The sequence below is a fragment of the Streptomyces sp. DI166 genome, assembly GCF_900091315.1.
Classification (GTDB): Bacteria; Actinomycetota; Actinomycetes; order Streptomycetales; family Streptomycetaceae; genus Streptomyces; species Streptomyces fuscus.
The window spans coordinates 1-17061 of the sequence record NZ_FLSP01000031.1; the positions used below are offsets into that span (position 1 = coordinate 1).

The following is a 17061-nucleotide window of genomic DNA, read 5'->3' on the forward strand; positions in this document are numbered from 1 at the left end:
CGCGAAGAACATGAACGCCTCGCTGGAGCTGCCGACCGCCACCTCCGGTCCGCGCGGTCCCGGTGAAGCTGCTGTTCGACAACCGCATCGTCATCAACAACCACCTCAAGCGCGCCCGGGGCGGGAAGATCTCCTTCACGCACCTGATCGGCTACGCGATGGTGCAGGCCATCAAGGCCATGCCGTCGATGAACTACTCCTTCGCGGAGAAGGACGGCAAGCCCACCCTGGTCAAGCCTGACCACGTCAACCTCGGTCTCGCCATCGACCTGGTCAAGCCCAACGGCGACCGCCAGCTCGTCGTCGCGGCGATCAAGAAGGCCGAGACGCTGAACTTCTTCGAGTTCTGGCAGGCTTACGAGGACATCGTCCGCCGCGCCCGCGACGGCAAGCTGACGATGGACGACTTCACCGGCGTCACCGTCTCCCTGACCAACCCCGGCGGCCTCGGCACCGTGCACTCCGTGCCGCGTCTGATGCCCGGCCAGTCGGTGATCATGGGCGTCGGCTCCATGGACTACCCGGCGGAGTTCCAGGGCACCTCCCAGGACACCCTGAACAAGCTCGGCATCTCCAAGGTCATGACGCTCACGTCGACCTACGACCACCGGGTCATCCAGGGCGCCGCCTCCGGCGAGTTCCTGCGCCAGGTCGCCAACCTCCTCCTCGGCGAGAACGGCTTCTACGACGACATCTTCGAGGCCCTGCGCATCCCCTACGAGCCGGTCCGCTGGCTCAAGGACATCGACGCCAGCCACGACGACGACGTCACCAAGGCCGCCCGGGTCTTCGAGCTGATCCACTCCTACCGGGTCCGCGGCCACGTCATGGCCGACACCGACCCGCTGGAGTACCGCCAGCGCAAGCACCCCGACCTCGACATCACCGAGCACGGCCTGACCCTGTGGGACCTGGAGCGCGAGTTCGCCGTCGGCGGCTTCTCCGGCAAGTCCCTGATGAAGCTGCGCGACATCCTCGGCGTGCTGCGCGACTCGTACTGCCGCACCACCGGCATCGAGTTCATGCACATCCAGGACCCCAAGCAGCGCAAGTGGATCCAGGACCGGGTCGAGCGCGGCCACACCAAGCCCGAGCGCGAGGAGCAGCTGCGCATCCTGCGCCGGCTGAACGCCGCCGAGGCCTTCGAGACCTTCCTGCAGACGAAGTACGTCGGGCAGAAGCGGTTCTCCCTGGAGGGCGGCGAGTCCGTCATCCCGCTGCTGGACGCGGTCATCGACTCCGCGGCCGAGTCCCGCCTGGACGAGGTCGTCATCGGCATGGCCCACCGCGGCCGGCTGAACGTCCTCGCCAACATCGTCGGCAAGTCCTACGCGCAGATCTTCCGCGAGTTCGAGGGCAACCTCGACCCGAAGTCGATGCACGGCTCCGGCGACGTGAAGTACCACCTGGGCGCCGAGGGCACCTTCACCGGCCTGGACGGCGAGCAGATCAAGGTCTCCCTGGTCGCCAACCCCTCCCACCTGGAGGCGGTGGACCCGGTCCTGGAGGGCGTCGCGCGCGCCAAGCAGGACGTCATCAACAAGGGCGGCACCGACTTCACGGTCCTGCCGGTGGCGATCCACGGCGACGCGGCCTTCGCGGGCCAGGGCGTGGTGGCCGAGACCCTGAACATGTCGCAGCTGCGCGGCTACCGCACCGGCGGCACGGTCCACATCGTCATCAACAACCAGGTCGGCTTCACGGCGGCCCCCGAGTCGTCGCGCTCCTCGATGTACGCCACCGACGTGGCCCGCATGATCGAGGCCCCGATCTTCCACGTGAACGGCGACGACCCCGAGGCGGTCGTCCGCGTTGCCCGTCTGGCCTTCGAGTTCCGCCAGGCGTTCAACAAGGACGTGGTGATCGACCTCATCTGCTACCGCCGCCGCGGTCACAACGAGTCGGACAACCCGGCCTTCACCCAGCCGCTGATGTACGACCTGATCGACAAGAAGCGCTCGGTGCGCAAGCTCTACACCGAGTCCCTGATCGGTCGCGGCGACATCACCCTGGAAGAGGCCGAGCAGGCGCTCCAGGACTACCAGGGCCAGCTGGAGAAGGTCTTCACGGAGGTCCGCGAGGCCACCTCGCAGCCCGCCGTCGCCGAGCACGTGGACCCGCAGGCGGAGTTCCCGGTCGCGGTCAGCACGGCCGTCTCCGCGGAGGTCGTCAAGCGGATCGCCGAGTCCCAGGTCAACATCCCCGACCACATCACCGTCCACCCGCGTCTGCTGCCGCAGCTGCAGCGCCGGGCGACGATGGTCGAGGAGGGCACCATCGACTGGGGCATGGGCGAGACCCTCGCGATCGGCTCGCTGCTCCTTGAGGGCGTCCCGGTCCGGCTCGCCGGCCAGGACTCCCAGCGCGGCACCTTCGGCCAGCGCCACGCGGTGATCATCGACCGCGAGACGGGCGAGGAGTTCACGCCGCTGATGTACCTCTCCGAGGAACAGGCGCGGCTGAACGTCTACAACTCCCTGCTCTCCGAGTACGCGGCGATGGGCTTCGAGTACGGCTACTCGCTGGCCCGCCCCGAGTCGCTGGTGATGTGGGAGGCGCAGTTCGGCGACTTCGTCAACGGCGCCCAGACGGTCGTGGACGAGTTCATCTCGTCGGCGGAGCAGAAGTGGGGCCAGACCTCCGGCGTCACGCTCCTCCTCCCGCACGGCTACGAGGGCCAGGGCCCGGACCACTCCTCGGCCCGCCCGGAGCGGTTCCTCCAGCTCTGCGCCCAGAACAACATGACGGTCGCGATGCCCACGCTCCCGTCGAACTACTTCCACCTCCTGCGCTGGCAGGTGCACAACCCGCACCACAAGCCGCTGGTCGTCTTCACCCCGAAGTCGATGCTGCGTCTGAAGGCCGCCGCGTCGAAGGCGGAGGAGTTCACCACCGGCCAGTTCCGCCCGGTCATCGGCGACAGTTCGGTGGACCCGGCCGCGGTCAAGAAGGTCGTGTTCTGCGCGGGCAAGGTCTACTACGACATCGAGGCCGAGCGGCAGAAGCGCGGTGTCACGGACACGGCGATCATCCGGATCGAGCGCCTGTACCCGCTGCCGGGTGCCGAGCTCCAGGCCGAGATCGCCAAGTACCCGAACGCCGAGAAGTACCTGTGGGCCCAGGAGGAGCCGGCGAACCAGGGCGCGTGGCCGTTCATCGCCCTGAACCTCATCGACCACCTGGACCTGGCGGTCGGCGCGGACGTGCCGCACGGCGAGCGCCTGCGCCGCATCTCGCGTCCGCACAGCTCGTCCCCGGCGGTCGGCTCGGCCAAGCGCCACCAGGCCGAGCAGGAGCAGCTGGTCCGCGAGGTCTTCGAGGCGTAAGCGCCGGTTCGAGGCGTAAGCGTCTGGCTGTCCGGCAGGGCCGTACCCCGATCGGGGGTGCGGCCCTGCCGCCTTATCCTGTGGGCATGTACTTCACCGACCGTGGCATCGAAGAACTGGAGAAGCGGCGCGGCGAGGAGGAAGTCACCTTCGAGTGGCTCGCCGAGCAGTTGCGCACGTTCGTCGACCTGAACCCCGACTTCGAGGTCCCGGTGGAGCGCCTCGCGACGTGGCTGGCCCGCCTGGACGACGAGGACGACGAGTAACACCCCACACGCAGGGCGTCTCTTGGAGGCGCCCTCTTCTGTTTCCCGTGCGGCCTCTGCGATGTTCCGCTGCTGCGCGGTGCCGGCCCGTCAGTCGCGCGGGCGGGTCACGTCGAACGCGAGCCCCAGCGCCCCGTGTGCCAGCAGCACCGCTCCCGCGATGAGCCAGCCGGGGCTGCGGCGGTGCAGACCCCAGACCGTGGCCGGGACGCCCGCTGTGAGCTGGGCGAGGTGCAGGGCGCGCGCCTGGGGGGTGCCCGACCAGGGGAACCAGGGGGTGAAACGGCCCACGTCCACGGCGTCCAGTTCCGCGCGAACCGTCTCACGCCAGCCGGCGCGCTCGACGGGGTGGGCGCCGGGGTGCGCGCGTACGGCGGCGCGCAGGCGGTCGGCGGGTTCGCCGGGGGCGAGGCCGTCGGGGAGGGCGACTCCGGCGTGGGTGAGGACCGCGAGCAGGCCCGCCAGGCGGGCGGGGGCGTCGGCGTCCGGGTCCGGTTTCGTCAGGGCGTCCAGGGCCTCCATGTCGAGCACCGGGTCCAGGCCCAGCCGGGCGGCGAAGGTGTGCATGGCCTCGTCCTCACCGACGGGCGTGCCGTTGCGCAGCCAGATGTAGCCGACGGGGCGGCGGAAGCCGGACGCGAGGGTGAACCCGGCGCGGTCCTCGTCCCACCACAGCGCGAGTACGGGCCAGGGCGCGCCGACGGCGAGCGCGCTCGCCCAGCCGGTGAGCACGCGGTCGACCGGCTCCTCGTTCTGCGCCCAGGGCGTGCCCTCCGGCACCAGCACGCTCCACTCCTCGCCCGCCGGGGCGAGGAGCATGGGTTCCCGGAGCAGCGGGGCGACGGGGGCGACGGATTCCGGCTCGGCGCGGCAGAGCAGCAGGGCTCCGGGGGTCGACATGCTCATACGGTAGGGCGATCTGTGGCGATTGGTCACTTTTGAACCCGACGGTCGACCTCCCCTCACCCCCGAAAGAGTGTCTTGACTTTCCCCGAGCGCGATATATCGTGATTGACAGGAGACGCGATATGGCGCGTTGTCACGGGGAGGTCGTCACCATGACCGAGTGGTCCGTCACGGAGCCGAAGAAGCTCACCTTCGACGAACCGGTGCGCGAGCTGCACGTACGGATCGTCAACGGAACGGTGAACGTGGTGGGCACCGACGAGGGTTCCGCCCGCCTCGAAGTCTCCGCGGTGGAGGGCCCACCCCTGGTGGTCACCCAGGAGCGCGGCACCCTCACCGTCGCCTACGAGGACCTGCCCTGGAAGGGCTTCCTGAAGTGGCTCGACCGCAAGGGCTGGCGGCGCAGCGCCGTGGTCTCGCTGGCGGTCCCGGCCGACACCCGCGTCGAGGTGGGCGTGGTCGGCGCGGGCGCCGTGGTCTCCGGGGTGCGCGGACCCTCGGTGGTCAAGGGCGTCACCGGCGACACCACACTCGTCGGCCTCTCCGGCCCGGTCCGCGCCGACACCGTCTCCGGGAACCTGGAGGCCCAGGCCGTCACCGGCGACCTCCGCTTCAACTCGGTCTCGGGCGACCTCACCGTCGTCGAGGGGTCGGGCCCCTCCGTGCGCGCGGACTCGGTCAGCGGCTCGATGATCGTCGACCTCGACCCGGAGGGCCCGACGGACGTACGGCTCACCAGTGTCTCGGGCGAGATCGCCATCCGCCTCCCCCACCCGGCCGACGCCGACGTCGAGGCCAACACCGCGAGCGGCACCATCTCCAACGCCTTCGACGGACTGCGGGTGCACGGCCAGTGGGGCGCCCACAAGATCACCGGCAAGCTGGGCGCGGGCAACGGCAAGCTGCGGGCGACCACCGTCTCGGGCTCCATCGCCCTGCTGCGCCGTCCGGCCCGCGAGGAGGAGCCGTGGGAGGCGGAGTTCTGGGAGGACGGCCCGGCGGAGACCGCACCGCCCGGCTCGGCGGAGACCGCACCGCCCGGCTCGGCGGAGACCGCACCGCCCGGCTCGGGGGAGAATTCCGAGGCCGGCCAGGACTCCACACCGCCCACCGAAGCCGACCCGGGCGACCCGGCCGACGGCACGACCGACGGTACGACCGACAAGAAGGTGCTCTGACATGCCTCCCGTCTTCGCCCACGGCCGTCTCCGCCTGTACCTGCTCAAACTGCTGGACGAGGCGCCGCGCCACGGCTACGAGGTGATCCGCCTCCTTGAGGAGCGCTTCCAGGGCCTGTACGCCCCGTCGGCGGGCACGGTCTACCCCCGGCTGGCGAAGCTGGAGAGCGAGGGCCTGGTCACGCACACCACCGAGGGCGGCCGCAAGGTGTACGCCATCACCGACGCCGGACGCGCCGAACTGGCCGACCGCAGCGGGGAACTGGCCGACCTGGAGCTGGAGATCCGGGAGTCGGTCGCGGAGCTGGCCGCGGAGATACGGGCCGATGTGCGCGGCGCGGCCGGGAACCTGCGCCGGGAGATGCGCGCGGCGGCCTCCGAGGCCCGGCAGGACGGCAAGGGCAAGGCGGGCGGCGGACCGCTCGGCGACCTCGGCGACCTGACCGACTTCACCGACAAGGAGGCCTGGCGGGCGGCCAAGGAGGAGATGCGGCGGGCCAAGCAGGAGTGGAAGGAGCAGGCCCGGCGTGCCAAGGACGAGAGCCGTCGGGCCCGCGAGGAGGCCCAGCGCGCCCGGCGCCAGGCCAAGGAGGCTCAGGACCGGGCCCGCGCCCAGGCCCAAGAGGAGATGCAGCGCATCGCCAAACGGGTCCAGGACCATGTGCAGGACCACTTCGCCCGCGGCGACTGGCCGACCGGCGTGCGCGAGGGCCTCACGGAACTGGCCAAGGAGTTCGGCGAGTTCGGGAAGGACTTCGGCAAGGAGTTCGGGAAGGACTTCGGCTTCGGCCGCCCCGGCACGGCGACCGGCCAGACCGGCCAGACCGACCGGCACCCGGAGTCGTCGGACGCCCCGGTGTACTCCGAGACCCCGGAGGACTTCCCCGCCGAGTACGAGCCGTCCTGGGCCCAGGAGGACGCCAAGGACTCCACCGGCGACCCGGCCCGCGACCTGGAGCGGCTGCTGGACCGCTTCCGTGACGACATCCGTGACGCGGCCCGCGACCACGGTGTGACGGCGGATCAACTCCGCGACGCCCGCAGGCATCTGTCCACGGCGGCGGCCCACATAGGGGCACTGCTGAGGGGGCCGAAGGCGTAGCGGCTCAGCCGGCCTTGGCCTCTCCCTGCCCGTAGAGGACCCGGGTCACCGACGCGCTGGTGACCCCGTGGTCGGCGAGGACCTCGGCCGGCACCCCGGGGGAGGCCGTGAGGGCGAGCAGGATGTGCTCGTCGCCGATGTGCCGGTCGCGGTGGGCCAGGGCGATGCGCAGGGAGCGTTCGAGGACGCCCTTGGCGTCCCGGCCGAAGGACCGGCGGCCGGACCACCAGCCCTTCCCCCCGCGGTCGCCGGACATCGCGCCGACGCCGTGCACCTCCTCGACCCGGGCGACGATCTCGGCGACGTCGATACCGAGTCCGGCGAGCGCGTCGGACTCGGCCTGCGACAGCCCGGCCCGCCTCCGCGCCTCGCCGAGCGCGTCGCGGACGGACTCCCTGCGCTCCGCGAGCCCCAGCGCGGCCAGCACGAAGGAGGCACGGCTGCCTTCCCGGTCGAGCAGGGCGAGCAGCAGGTGCTCGGTGTCGACCGTGCCGGCGCCGGACCGTTCCGCGTACTCGACCGCGCCCTTCACCACGGCGCGGGCGTCCTTGGTGAACCGCTCGAACATCAATGCCTCCCGTACTTCTTGTGAACGGCCTGCCTGCTGACTCCGAGCTCCGCGGCGATCTCCTGCCACGACCACCCTTGATTGCGCGCACTGCGCACCTGTACGGCTTCCAGTTGCTCCAACAGCCGCCGCAACGCGGCGACGGCCCGCAGCCCAACCCTCGGGTCACGGTCACCGGCACGTGCGGCGAGATCGGTTGCCTCACTCATACCTGTCAACATAGGTTGACGAACCCACCCCTGTCAACCTGAGTTGACAGGGGTGGGTGATAACCGGCGGAGCCAGAGACCCTCAGGAACCGGAGTTGGTCAGCACAACCTTCCCGAACAGCTCCCCGGAGGCCATGCGCTCGAAGCCCTCACGGGCCCGGTCCATGGGCAGGACCTCATCGATGACGGGCCGCACGCCCGTGGCGGCGCAGAAGGAAAGAAGATCCTCCAACTCGTCCTTGGTCCCCATGGTGGAGCCGACGACCTTGAGCTCCAGGAAGAAGATCCGGGTCAGCTCGGCGTGGGAGGGCCGGTCCCCGCTGGTGGCACCGGAGATGACGAGCGTGCCGCCGGGCTTCAGCGACTTGACGGAGTGCGACCAGGTGGCGGCACCGACGGTCTCGATGACGGCGTCGACGCGCTGCGGCAGCCGCGCCCCCGACTCCACGGCCTCGACCGCACCGAGTTCGAGAGCACGCTTGCGCTTGGCCTCGTCCCGGCTGGTGGCGAACACCCGCAGCCCCGCGGCCTTGCCGAGCACGATGGCGGCGGTGGCGACACCACCCCCGCACCCTGCACGAGCACGGAGTCACCGGGCCGCACCCCGGCGTTGGTGAAGAGCATCCGATACGCCGTCAGCCAGGCAGTAGGAAGGCAGGCGGCCTCCTCGAAGGACAGCTCTTTGGGCTTGGGAAGGATGTTCCAGGTGGGCACGGCGACCTGGTCGGCAAAGGTCCCCTGATACCGCTCGGTGAGGATGGACCGGGGCTCCTTCGGCCCCACGCCGTGCCCACTCTGCCCAATGACGGAGTGCAGGACGACTTCATTGCCGTCCTCGTCGACACCGGCGGCGTCGCACCCGAGGATCATCGGCAGCTTGTCCTCGGCGAGGCCGACGCCGCGCAGGGACCACAGGTCGTGATGGTTGAGGGAGGCGGCCCTGACATTGACCACGCTCCAGCCGGCACGGGCCTGTGGGGCAGGACGCTCCCCCAACTCAAGGCCGCTGAGCGGCTGGTCGCGATCGATTCGGGCGGCATACACAGCAAACATGCCCCGACGATAGGCCCGCCCCACCCCCACCGAAACGGCCCACACCTGTGACACATCCCCTCTTGTGCCCCCTCACCCCACCCACCCGCAGACAGCCACGAAGCCCGGCCACATCCAGATGCTCTGCCCACCCACCCAGGCCACTTTCAGCCCGTCCGGCGCTTGAGGACGAGGCCGTCCAGGCCGATACCCACCCACCCCCACCCCCTCCAGCCCGTCCGGCGCTTGAGGACGAGGCCGCCCAGGCCGACGGGGGTCCAGGGGGCAAAGCCCCCTGAGCGGGGTCGAAGGGGCGGCAGCCCCTGGGGACGGGAACGGGAAGGGGCGGCGGGGGCGAAAAAACGCCCCCCACCCGCACCACCACCCACCCGGCCCAACCCCCGGGTAAAGAAATAACCCCGGCCGATACACCCGACCGGGGTCACCTCACCTGCGTACAGAACTCAGCGCCGCACAAACCTCAGCGCCGAGCCACCCCCTCGGCCCGAGCCGCAGCAGCAACCGCGGCCGTAACCGCCGGAGCAACCCGCTCGTCGAACGGCGACGGAATCACATAGTCGGCAGCCAGATCGTCCCCGACGACAGACGCCAACGCCTCCGCCGCCGCGATCTTCATCCCCTCGGTGATCCGAGAGGCCCGCACCTGCAACGCCCCCGCGAAGATCCCCGGAAACGCCAGCACGTTGTTGATCTGGTTCGGGAAGTCCGACCGCCCGGTGGCCACGACGGCCGCGTACTTGTGCGCGACCTCGGGATGCACCTCGGGGTTCGGATTGGCCATGGCGAAGACAAAGGCGCCCTCCGCCATCGAGGCGACAGCCGACTCCGCGACGGTGCCACCCGAGACCCCGATGAACACATCGGCCCCGGCCAGCGCGTCCTCCAGCGACCCCGAGATCCCGGCCTTGTTCGTGAACCCGGCGACCTCACGCTTGACGTCCGTCAGATCCGTCCGGTCCGCCGAGATGATGCCCTTGCGGTCGGCCAGCGCGACATCCCCGATCCCGGCGCTGACCAGCATCTTCGCGATGGCGACCCCGGCCGCCCCGGCCCCGGAGATGACCGCGCGGAGCTGCCCGATCTCCCGCCCGCTCAGCCGCGCCGCGTTCCGCAGGGCGGCCAGCGTCACGACCGCCGTACCGTGCTGGTCGTCGTGGAAGACGGGGATGTCCAGCTGCTCCTGGAGCCGGCGCTCGATCTCGAAGCACCGCGGCGCCGAGATGTCCTCCAGGTTGACGCCCCCGAACGAGGGAGCGAGCCGCACCACGGTCTCGACGATCTCGTCGACACCGGTGCAGTTCAGCGCGATCGGCACCGCGTCCACGCCGCCGAACTGCTTGAACAGAATCGCCTTGCCCTCCATCACCGGAAGGGAGGCCTCGGGCCCGATGTCTCCGAGCCCGAGCACGGCCGTACCGTCCGTCACGACGGCGACCACGGAGGACTTCCACGTGTAGTCGTGGACGAGTTCCGGCTGCTCGGCGATGGCGCTGCACACTTTCGCCACGCCGGGCGTGTACGCCAGGGACAGGTCGTCCTTGTCGCGGACCGGCACGGTGGCTTGCACTGCCATCTTGCCGCCGCGGTGCAGCGCGAACGCGGGGTCGAAGGAATCGAAGGGCTCCGCCTCTCCGTCCTGACCCGTATCGCTGTCGCTGCGAGGATTGACGATCTCCGCTGCCACTTTGTCTGACCCCTTAAGTATTCATGGTTTGAGGGTGGCCACTCCCAGGTGAGGGGTGGGCGGGCACCGCGCACGGCCCAGTTACCGATACGTACGGTCACTTGAGGGCGCATACGCGACGGGCGCGCCGCACACGCGCCCTGAGCCCCGGATGAGGGGTGTAAAGCACCTTCTTACCGGACGGACGCCGTCGAGGACGAGTCCAATAGGCGCAAGCTCACATGGCGGAACGAAGAACGATCATCGATCACCGTTTACCGGTGACATGAATCATGCGCCGCCATATGGACAACTGGTCAATCCCCCTTGACGCACGCCCGATTGACGCTCAAGCGCACGGCCAGCGGAACCTACCGACCGGTCACATCCTGAGACAGACCGGAGATCTTGCGGCCGGAAGGGGAGATTCCCGGAAGAGATGCGGTCGCGATGTCCTGACCTGTAGTGGTTCGGGGGTCACCCGTTATCCGATTTTGACATAGCGGGCACCCTGAATCGCACAGTCCGAATGGCAAGATGCCGTAATCACACGAGGTCGCGACACTCGAAGACGTGTGCTCTCGTCGACCCATCGGCAACTCCACCCATCCGCCGGAGGAACCCACCATGACCGCAAGCACCACCCGTCGTACGACCGCCGCGCGCTCCCGGCTGGCAGCGGTCGGCTCGATCGCGGTCGCAGGCGCGCTGATTCTCACCGGCTGCGGTGACCAGACGGACAGCAGCAGCTCCGAGTCCAAGGAGACCGGCAAGTCCAGCACCGCGCCGCTGTTCGACAAGCTGCCCAAGAAGATCCAGGACGCCGGCGAGATCAAGGTCGGTACGAACGCCGAGTACGCGCCCATGGAGTTCCAGGAGGGCGGCAAGATCGTCGGTGTCGACCCCGACATCGCCGCCGCGCTGGGCGAGAAGCTCGGCGTGGACTTCAAGTTCACCTCCGGCTCCTTCGACGGCCTGATCACCTCCCTCAACTCGGGCCGCTACGACATCGCGATGTCGTCCATCACGGACAACAAGCAGCGTCAGGAGGGCCTGGACGACAAGGGCAAGAAGCTCGGTCCCGGTGTCGACTTCGTGGACTACTTCCTGGCCGGCACCGCGGTGTACGTCCAGAAGGGCAACCCGAAGAACATCAACTCGATCGAGGACCTCTGCGGCCAGACCGCGGCCGTCCAGCGCGGCACGACCTACGAGCAGGCGCTGAAGGACCAGTCCAAGAAGTGCACGGACGCCGGTGAGAAGGCCGTCAAGATCGAGTCGTTCGAGAACGACACCGAGGCCCAGACCCGGGTGAAGTCGGGCGGCGCCGTGGCCGGCGTCAACGACTACCCGGTTGCCGTGGACCTGGCCCGCAAGGCCGACAACGGCAACGCCTTCGAGGTCGTCGGCGAGCAGATCGACGCCGGTCCGTTCGGCATCGCGGTGAACAAGGACAACAAGGAGCTCACCGCAGCGCTGGAAGAGGCCGTCAACGCCATCATCGAGGACGGCACCTACAAGAAGATCCTTGAGAAGTGGGGCGCCGAGACCGGCGCGATCGACAAGGCCGCCATCAACGGCGGCAAGTGACCGTCCCGAGCACGTTTGAAGGGCAGTCACCGTGACTGACAAGTTCGACAAGGAGCCGGCCGACGGCAAGCCGTCGGCCGGGGTCTCCAAGGAGGGCACGGCCCTCGCGCCGGAGGCGATCAAGGCCATCCCGGTCCGGCACTACGGCCGCTGGATCAGCGGTGTGATCGTGCTCGGCCTGCTGGCCCTGCTGATCAACGCGTTCGCCACCGCCAAGAAGATCAACTGGGGCGCCGTCGGGGACTACATCTTCGACCCCACCGTCCTGGCGGGTGCCGGCCGCACGCTCCTGATCAGCATCCTGGCGATGATCATGGGTGTCGTCCTCGGCGTCATCCTGGCCGTGATGCGGATGTCCAAGAACCCGGTGACCAGCTCGGTCGCCTGGCTCTACATCTGGATCTTCCGCGGGACCCCGGTCTACGTCCAGCTGCTCATCTGGTTCAACCTGGCGCTGGTCTTCGAGTACCTGAACCTCGGTCCGTTCTACAAGGACGAGATGGTGCAGGTCATGACCCCGTTCATGGCGGCCCTGCTGGGCCTGGGCCTGAACGAGGCGGCCTACATGGCCGAGATCTGCCGCGCCGGCCTGATGGCCGTCGACGAGGGCCAGACGGAGGCCGCCCACGCGCTCGGCATGAGCCACGGCAAGACGCTGCGCCGCATCGTCATCCCGCAGGCCATGCGCGTGATCGTGCCGCCCACCGGCAACGAGTTCATCAACATGCTGAAGACCTCGTCGCTGGTGTACGTGGTGACGTACAACGAGCTGCTGCGCGCCACGTCGACGATCGGCTCCACGTCGTACGCGGTGATGGAGCTGCTGTTCGTGGCCTCCATCTGGTACCTGGTCATGACCAGTGTGTTCAGTGTCTTCCAGTACTACCTGGAGCGCCGTTTCGCCCGCGGCTCGCTGCGTCAGCTGCCGCCGACGCCGTGGCAGAAGGTCAAGGCGAACCTGATCTCGATCGGCGGCCGTGAAAGGGGTGCGTCGGCATGACCGCCATGGTGAAGGCCGAGGGCGTCCACAAGGCCTACGGCGCCGTCCAGGTCCTCAAGGGCATTGACCTGGAGGTCCAGACCGGTGAGGTGTTCTGCCTCATCGGCCCCTCCGGCTCCGGCAAGTCGACCTTCCTCCGGTGCATCAACCACCTGGAGAAGATCAACGCCGGCCGGCTGTACGTCGACGGCGAGCTCGTCGGCTACCGCCAGAAGGGCGACAAGCTCTACGAGCTCAAGGACAGCGAGGTCGCCCAGCAGCGCCGGGACATCGGCATGGTGTTCCAGCGGTTCAACCTCTTCCCGCACATGACGGCCGCCGAGAACGTCATGGAGGCCCCGATCCAGGTCAAGGGCGTGAGCAAGTCCCAGGCCAGGGAGCGGGCGCACGAGCTGCTGACGAAGGTCGGTCTCGGCGACAAGGCCGGGAACTACCCCTCCCAGCTCTCCGGCGGCCAGCAGCAGCGTGTCGCCATCGCCCGTGCGCTGGCGATGGAGCCGAAGCTGATGCTGTTCGACGAGCCGACCTCGGCACTCGACCCGGAGCTGGTCGGTGACGTCCTCGACGTCATGCGCGACCTGGCCGAGTCCGGCATGACGATGGTCGTCGTCACCCACGAGATGGGCTTCGCCCGCGAGGTGGGCGACAGCGTGGTCTTCATGGACGGCGGCGTGGTCGTGGAGTCCGGCAACCCGCGCGAGGTCCTGACCAACCCGCAGCACGAGCGGACGCAGGCGTTCCTGTCGAAGGTCCTCTGACAGCACGACGCCGAAGGGGCGGTACGGGTCTCCCGTACCGCCCCTTTCGCATGGCGCCGGCGCCTACTTCAGCGCCAGCAGCAGCGTGTCCGAGGGTGAGCACCACACCGGGCGGGCCTCGCCGAAGCCCTTCTCGCGCAGTACGCGCGCGTGCCACTGCGGGGAGGGCATGTCGCCGTCGGCGTGGTCGCCGTAGATCTCGAAGCGGCGGGCGGTCGGTTCGGCGAGCACCGGGTCCTCGGCGGCGACCTGCCACCACTCGGCCCAGTCGAGGGCGCCGGCGTCCTTGGCGCGGTCCATGCCGGCGTGCCGCAGCGCGCGTTCGGCCTGGTTGATCCGGGGCGTGGTCTCGTCGATCATGTGGTCCGCGTTCATGAAGACACCGCCGTCGCGGACCAGCCCCGCGACCTGACCGTAGAGGGCCGCGAGGGGTTCGCTGTGCAGCCAGTGCAGGGCCGTGGCGGTCAGGACGGCGTCGTAGGACTCGTACGGCAGTTTCGCCGTCCAGGCGGGGTCCTTGAGGTCGGCGGTGACGAAGCTGGCCCGTTCGTCGCCCTCGAAGGTGCCCCGGGCGATGGTCAGGAGCGCCGGGTCGAGGTCGACGCCGGTGCTGGTGGCGCCGGGCATCCGGGCCAGCAGACGGGCGGTGATGGAGCCGGTGCCGCAGGCCAGGTCGAGGACCCGGGGCTTCGGTCCGACGAGCGCCTCGACCATGTCCAGCATGATCCGGAAGCGCTCCTCCCGGTCGGGCATGTACCACTCCTGCTGGCGGTCCCAGCTCTCCTGCCAGCTCTGCCAGTCGGTACGGGTGCCGGTCGTCATGGGAAGCCCCCTCCTCGGACGGATGCGTAATACCCTGGAAGCACGATCAGCTGTTACTCCGACCGCACCACGACCATAGAACGCCTCCGTAAGGACTACAAGTGGAACTGGCCTATTACTCGGACTACGCCGTACGTCTCGTCAACAGCGAGGACCCGGCCCGGGGCAAGGACACGCTGACGTCCGTCGAGGCCGTCCGCGAGCTGTTCGGCGCCAACCAGTCGGCGGCGCGGCGCGCGACGGAGGCCGACGTCACCCGCTTCCGCTCGGTGCGGGCCCGGCTGCGCGCGGTCTTCGAGGCGGCGGACGGCGGCGACGAGACCCTCGCGGTGGACCTGCTGAACTCACTGCTGCTGGAGTTCCCGGTCAGCCCGCAGATCTCCGGGCACGACTTCCGGGACGACGACGGGCGCCCGCTGTGGCACATGCACCTCGCCGACCACCCCTCCAACGCGACCTCCGGCTACGCGGCCATCGCGGCCATGGGGCTGGCCTTCCACCTCACCGAGTACGGCGTGGACCGGCTGGGCCTGTGCCAGGCGGCGCCGTGCCGCAACGCCTACCTCGACACCTCGACCAACCGGTCCCGGCGCTACTGCTCCGACCGCTGCGCCACCCGGGCGAACGTGGCCGCCTACCGGGCCCGCAAACGCCTGGAGGCGGACCGGTCGGAGAGCACCGGCCGGGCCGCGGAGAGCACCCAGAGCGCCCGCGCGAGCGGCGAGCGCTGATCCGCCCTGCGCGGCCGGAACCGGGCCCGCACCCTGCCGAGCACCAGCTCCTCCGGGACCGTCCCGTAGTCGGTGCTGTCCCCGCCCGCGTACGCGTTGTCCCCGAGCACCCACCAGCCGCCCTCGCGGCGCTCCGCCGCACGCTTGACGACGAGCAGGTCCTGCTGGAACGGATGGCGCAGAACGACCACGTCACCGGGCCGGACACGAGCCCCCCAGTGCACCAGCAGCCGGTCGCCGTGGTGCAGCGTGGGCACCATCGACGGCCCGGTCACCTCGGCCGGCCCGAAGGGCAGCAACGGCCGCCCGCGTTCGGTCTCCTGCGACAGTTCCGGCATCAGCGGCACCTCCCCTGTCCTATCCTCCACCAGTCTCGGCCCGACCCCGGACTTTTGTCCTAAGCCCAAGGGGGCACTCGCGAAAACCCGTCCCTCAGGGAGTAATGTCCCACCTGAGAAGACGATCACGAGGAAGGAATGCTCCATGCTTTCCCGCCTGTTTGCCCCCAAGGTGAAGGTCAGCGCGCACTGCGACCTGCCCTGCGGTGTGTACGACCCTGCCCAGGCCCGCATCGAGGCGGAGTCGGTCAAGGCCGTGCAGGAGAAGATGGCCGCCAATGACGACCCGCACTTCCAGGCCCGTGCGACCGTCATCAAGGAGCAGCGCGCCGAGCTCGCCAAGCACCACGTGTCGGTCCTGTGGAGCGACTACTTCAAGCCCCCGCACTTCGAGAAGTACCCGGAGCTGCACCAGCTGGTCAACGACGCCCTGAAGGCCCTCTCGGCCGCCAAGGCGTCCACGGACCCGGCCACCGGCCAGAAGGCGCTGGACTACATCGCCCAGATCGACAAGATCTTCTGGGAGACCAAGAAGGCCTGATCCACGGCCTGTTGGGAGCGCTCCGACCGGCGGTCGGTGCACCATCGCGGGTCGACGGGCGTTTCCGGAAGGGCCCGGCCGAGCACTCGGCCGGGCCCTTCGGCGTTCGTGGCATGCTGGCCAGGTGGACACCGAGGACCTGGTACGGCTGCGGCGGGCGCGTGACCGGATGGACCGGGAGTACACCGAGCCGCTCGACATCGCCGCGCTCGCGCGGACCGCGCTGATGTCCCCGGGGCACTTCCAGCGCAGCTTCCGCGCCGCGTACGGGGAGACTCCGTACGGCTATCTCATGACCCGCCGGATCGAGCGGGCCAAGGCGCTGCTGCGCCGGGGGGACCTGAGTGTGACGGAGGTGTGCATGGCGGTGGGATGCACCTCGCTGGGTTCCTTCAGCGCGCGGTTCACCGAACTGGTGGGCGAGACACCGAGCGCGTACCGGGCCCGGCCGCACGACGACGGGGCGGTGATCCCGGCCTGCGTGGCCCGCCGGTTCACCCGTCCGAAGGGGAAGAAGCGGGCGTAACGGCCGAGAGGGCGTGCCGCTCGGCAGGCGGGACTTTGCGGACACGGCCTAGCCTGGCGCCATGGACATCAGGCTGAAGAACTGCTTCCTCGCCGTCGACGACCACGACAAGGCGATCGCCTTCTACCGGGACGTCCTGGGCATGGAGGTCCGCAACGACGTCGGGTTCGAGGGCATGCGGTGGGTGACCGTCGGGTCGCCGTCCCAGCCCGACGTGGACATCGTGCTGGAGCCGCCCGGCGCCGACCCCGACATCTCCCCCGCCGACCGTGAGGCCATGGCGCGGCTGCTCGCCAAGGGCGTGCTGCACGGGGTCAACTTCACCACCGACGACTGCGACGCCCTCTTCGAGCGGGTGCGGGAGGCCGGCGGCGACGTCATCCAGGAGCCGATGGACCAGCCGTACGGGGTGCGCGACTGCGCCTTCCGGGACCCGGCCGGGAACATGCTGCGGTTCATGGAACCGAACAAGTGAACCCCGCGG

16 protein-coding genes and 2 pseudogenes are annotated in these 17061 nt (G+C 69.5%); 11 read left to right on the forward strand and 7 right to left on the reverse strand.

Translation table 11 applies throughout. The annotated features are described in order from the left end of the window. Together GA0115233_RS17180 and GA0115233_RS17185 are read left to right on the forward strand one after the other, a co-directional pair. Positions 1 to 3326: pseudogene (locus GA0115233_RS17180) on the forward strand (multifunctional oxoglutarate decarboxylase/oxoglutarate dehydrogenase thiamine pyrophosphate-binding subunit/dihydrolipoyllysine-residue succinyltransferase subunit); the annotation flags it as partial. A gap of 86 nt (positions 3327 to 3412) precedes the next feature. Beyond that, on the forward strand, positions 3413 to 3592 hold the full coding sequence (locus GA0115233_RS17185; protein WP_003992906.1) for a DUF6104 family protein: 180 nt from the start codon (positions 3413 to 3415) through the stop codon (positions 3590 to 3592). A gap of 90 nt (positions 3593 to 3682) precedes the next feature. On the opposite strand, the gene GA0115233_RS17190 is transcribed toward GA0115233_RS17185, so the two are convergent. After that, positions 3683 to 4492, reverse strand: coding sequence for a hypothetical protein (locus tag GA0115233_RS17190; RefSeq protein WP_255310242.1), 810 nt, complete (start codon positions 4490 to 4492; stop codon positions 3683 to 3685). A gap of 158 nt (positions 4493 to 4650) precedes the next feature. Here GA0115233_RS17190 and GA0115233_RS17195 point away from each other — a divergent pair, with 158 nt between their 5' ends. Continuing rightward, a complete protein-coding gene (locus GA0115233_RS17195; RefSeq protein ID WP_093721181.1) occupies positions 4651 to 5676 on the forward strand; it encodes a DUF4097 family beta strand repeat-containing protein in 1026 nt (341 codons plus the stop codon). 1 nt (position 5677) lies between these two features. After that, the gene (locus GA0115233_RS17200; RefSeq protein WP_093721111.1) at positions 5678 to 6778 is read left to right on the forward strand and encodes a PadR family transcriptional regulator; all 1101 of its coding nucleotides are present in this window, start codon (positions 5678 to 5680) and stop codon (positions 6776 to 6778) included. Positions 6779 to 6782: 4 nt separating this feature from the next. On the opposite strand, the gene GA0115233_RS17205 is transcribed toward GA0115233_RS17200, so the two are convergent. The 4 genes and pseudogenes from GA0115233_RS17205 to GA0115233_RS17220 form a co-directional block, all read right to left on the reverse strand. Continuing rightward, a complete protein-coding gene (locus tag GA0115233_RS17205; protein ID WP_093721112.1) occupies positions 6783 to 7346 on the reverse strand; it encodes a Clp protease N-terminal domain-containing protein in 564 nt (187 codons plus the stop codon). After that, a complete protein-coding gene (locus tag GA0115233_RS17210; RefSeq protein WP_093721113.1) occupies positions 7346 to 7555 on the reverse strand; it encodes a helix-turn-helix domain-containing protein in 210 nt (69 codons plus the stop codon). Before GA0115233_RS17210 ends, GA0115233_RS17205 begins: the two co-directional genes overlap by 1 nt. Before the next feature lie 82 nt (positions 7556 to 7637). Beyond that, positions 7638 to 8608: pseudogene (locus GA0115233_RS17215) on the reverse strand (zinc-binding dehydrogenase). A 460-nt stretch (positions 8609 to 9068) separates the two neighbouring features. Beyond that, entirely contained in the window at positions 9069 to 10292 is a 1224-nt protein-coding gene (locus GA0115233_RS17220; RefSeq protein WP_093721114.1) for an NAD(P)-dependent malic enzyme, read from the reverse strand. Positions 10293 to 10898: 606 nt separating this feature from the next. On the opposite strand from GA0115233_RS17220, the gene GA0115233_RS17230 reads away from it, so the two are divergent. Genes GA0115233_RS17230 through GA0115233_RS17240 form a run of 3 tightly spaced genes read left to right on the forward strand, consistent with a single transcriptional unit; the run spans position 10899 to position 13619 of the window. Then, complete coding sequence (locus GA0115233_RS17230) at positions 10899 to 11861, forward strand: ABC transporter substrate-binding protein (RefSeq protein WP_093721116.1); 963 nt, start codon at positions 10899 to 10901, stop codon at positions 11859 to 11861. A gap of 31 nt (positions 11862 to 11892) precedes the next feature. Next, positions 11893 to 12861, forward strand: coding sequence for an amino acid ABC transporter permease (locus tag GA0115233_RS17235; RefSeq protein ID WP_093721117.1), 969 nt, complete (start codon positions 11893 to 11895; stop codon positions 12859 to 12861). Beyond that, the gene (locus GA0115233_RS17240) at positions 12858 to 13619 is read left to right on the forward strand and encodes an amino acid ABC transporter ATP-binding protein (protein ID WP_093721118.1); all 762 of its coding nucleotides are present in this window, start codon (positions 12858 to 12860) and stop codon (positions 13617 to 13619) included. The genes GA0115233_RS17235 and GA0115233_RS17240 overlap by 4 nt, the downstream gene beginning before the upstream one ends. A gap of 63 nt (positions 13620 to 13682) precedes the next feature. On the opposite strand, the gene GA0115233_RS17245 is transcribed toward GA0115233_RS17240, so the two are convergent. Then, positions 13683 to 14441, reverse strand: a complete 759-nt coding sequence (locus tag GA0115233_RS17245) for a class I SAM-dependent methyltransferase (RefSeq protein WP_093721119.1) — start codon at positions 14439 to 14441, stop codon at positions 13683 to 13685. Positions 14442 to 14542: 101 nt separating this feature from the next. On the opposite strand from GA0115233_RS17245, the gene GA0115233_RS17250 reads away from it, so the two are divergent. After that, entirely contained in the window at positions 14543 to 15172 is a 630-nt protein-coding gene (locus GA0115233_RS17250; RefSeq protein ID WP_093721120.1) for a CGNR zinc finger domain-containing protein, read from the forward strand. Here GA0115233_RS17250 and sodX read toward each other — a convergent pair. Continuing rightward, positions 15076 to 15510 (reverse strand): nickel-type superoxide dismutase maturation protease, encoded by a 435-nt coding sequence (sodX, locus tag GA0115233_RS17255; protein ID WP_093721182.1) that lies wholly within the window; start codon positions 15508 to 15510, stop codon positions 15076 to 15078. The genes GA0115233_RS17250 and sodX overlap by 97 nt on opposite strands. A gap of 145 nt (positions 15511 to 15655) precedes the next feature. Between sodX and sodN the strand changes: the two genes are divergently transcribed. The 3 genes from sodN (at position 15656) to GA0115233_RS17270 (ending at position 17052) form a co-directional block, all read left to right on the forward strand. Next, on the forward strand, positions 15656 to 16051 hold the full coding sequence (gene sodN, locus GA0115233_RS17260; protein ID WP_020123534.1) for a superoxide dismutase, Ni: 396 nt from the start codon (positions 15656 to 15658) through the stop codon (positions 16049 to 16051). Positions 16052 to 16175: 124 nt separating this feature from the next. Further along, on the forward strand, positions 16176 to 16577 hold the full coding sequence (locus tag GA0115233_RS17265) for a helix-turn-helix transcriptional regulator (protein ID WP_093721121.1): 402 nt from the start codon (positions 16176 to 16178) through the stop codon (positions 16575 to 16577). A gap of 61 nt (positions 16578 to 16638) precedes the next feature. Next, positions 16639 to 17052: a VOC family protein gene (locus tag GA0115233_RS17270; protein ID WP_093721122.1), complete on the forward strand. Its 414-nt coding sequence runs from the start codon at positions 16639 to 16641 to the stop codon at positions 17050 to 17052. The last annotated feature ends 9 nt before the right edge of the window (positions 17053 to 17061 follow it).

Bases quoted from the DNA above. Each gene is read 5' to 3' on its own strand.
- sodN (WP_020123534.1), top strand. From the start codon at position 15,656: ATGCTTTCCCGCCTGTTTGCCCCCAAGGTGAAGGTCAGCGCGCACTGC.
- GA0115233_RS17190 (WP_255310242.1), bottom strand. From the start codon at position 4,492: ATGTCGACCCCCGGAGCCCTGCTGCTCTGCCGCGCCGAGCCGGAATCC.
- GA0115233_RS17230 (WP_093721116.1), top strand. From the start codon at position 10,899: ATGACCGCAAGCACCACCCGTCGTACGACCGCCGCGCGCTCCCGGCTG.
- GA0115233_RS17240 (WP_093721118.1), top strand. From the start codon at position 12,858: ATGACCGCCATGGTGAAGGCCGAGGGCGTCCACAAGGCCTACGGCGCC.
- GA0115233_RS17205 (WP_093721112.1), bottom strand. From the start codon at position 7,346: ATGTTCGAGCGGTTCACCAAGGACGCCCGCGCCGTGGTGAAGGGCGCG.
- sodX (WP_093721182.1), bottom strand. From the start codon at position 15,510: ATGCCGGAACTGTCGCAGGAGACCGAACGCGGGCGGCCGTTGCTGCCC.
- GA0115233_RS17245 (WP_093721119.1), bottom strand. From the start codon at position 14,441: ATGACGACCGGCACCCGTACCGACTGGCAGAGCTGGCAGGAGAGCTGG.
- GA0115233_RS17210 (WP_093721113.1), bottom strand. From the start codon at position 7,555: ATGAGTGAGGCAACCGATCTCGCCGCACGTGCCGGTGACCGTGACCCG.
- GA0115233_RS17200 (WP_093721111.1), top strand. From the start codon at position 5,678: ATGCCTCCCGTCTTCGCCCACGGCCGTCTCCGCCTGTACCTGCTCAAA.
- GA0115233_RS17185 (WP_003992906.1), top strand. From the start codon at position 3,413: ATGTACTTCACCGACCGTGGCATCGAAGAACTGGAGAAGCGGCGCGGC.
- GA0115233_RS17195 (WP_093721181.1), top strand. From the start codon at position 4,651: ATGACCGAGTGGTCCGTCACGGAGCCGAAGAAGCTCACCTTCGACGAA.
- GA0115233_RS17270 (WP_093721122.1), top strand. From the start codon at position 16,639: ATGGACATCAGGCTGAAGAACTGCTTCCTCGCCGTCGACGACCACGAC.